Origin of the sequence: Okeania sp. SIO2C9 (assembly GCF_010672455.1) — a bacterium.
GTDB lineage: Bacteria > Cyanobacteriota > Cyanobacteriia > Cyanobacteriales > Microcoleaceae > Okeania.
Window position 1 is genome coordinate 1 of record NZ_JAAHGO010000292.1, and the last position, 1,090, is coordinate 1,090.

Here is a 1,090-nt window from a genome sequence, read left to right on the forward strand (position 1 = left end):
TCTCATCTCTAGCAAAAGATGAAACTGTTTGCATTGTTTCTTCAGTCATAAACTTTCTCCTGTTTCAAGCTTACAGTTACTTAGTAGTCGCTATTTCTCCCTTTCCCGTATCCATAATCAATCAACCAGAGAGGCAAAAATTAAATTTATCAGATTAATCGACCCCTCTTTTTCTTATTCGGTACTCAGGTTAATTTAGACAAAGCTAAAGTTAGCATAGAGGTCTACGTTAGTGATATTTTCACGACGCAGATAAAATCACCTTTCTAGTAGATTTCTGTATCTATCCTAAACAAATTAAGTCAATATTTTTAATGACTATATAAATGACTATATATCTGTTCGGTAGTTTTTCCTTAGCAAGGGAATTATCGTAATTTGACCACCTGTGAAAGTTAGCATTTTTAAAAAAATCATGTCAAGTAAATTTGAAATGTTTATTTTTTCTTTATATTTTTTCTAGCAAAATATAAAGAAAAACCTATCAAAAATCTGTATTGAATATTAAAGAAGCTATGTGACTCTAAAATGAATCCAGAGATTTTCCTCGCTCATGGCTCATGGTTCATCGCAATCAACCATGAACCATGAACGGTAAATCCCAGTTCCTGAAATGGGGCAGAGTGAGTATTTCAAAATCTAGAGCTAGACATTGTATAATCATAGCTGGGAATTTTGTTTACTCAGGATATTAGCCATGCCAGCGGCGGTGGGAGTAGTTGAAACTTTGGGTTTTCCAGGTGTATTAGCAGCAGCAGACGCCATGGTCAAAGCTGGCGAAGTCACGCTAGCTGATTATGGTAGAAATGAAAGTGGTCGCTTTATGGTGACTGTTCGAGGCAAAATCTCTGAGGTAACAGTTGCTGTAGCAGCAGGAATAGAAGCTGTAGGAAAAACTTACGGTGCACAGTTAACCTCACACTACATCATACCCAATCCTAACGAAAACGTTGAAACTGTTTTACCCATCGATTACACAGAGCAATCTGAAGGGTTCCGAACTTTTTAGTTACAATCGCAGGGATTAAAGAAGAAAGTTGACATACTCCCCGCAAGTAGAGCGACGGGGATTCTTTACGCTTCATTGACC

1 protein-coding gene is annotated in these 1,090 nt (G+C 37.2%); it reads left to right on the plus strand.

The genetic code is table 11. The features are described from left to right. Positions 1 to 697: 697 nt before the first annotated feature. A complete protein-coding gene (locus tag F6K23_RS41105) occupies positions 698 to 1,009 on the plus strand; it encodes a carbon dioxide-concentrating mechanism protein CcmK (RefSeq protein WP_293167046.1) in 312 nt (103 codons plus the stop codon). Positions 1,010 to 1,090: the final 81 nt, after the last annotated feature.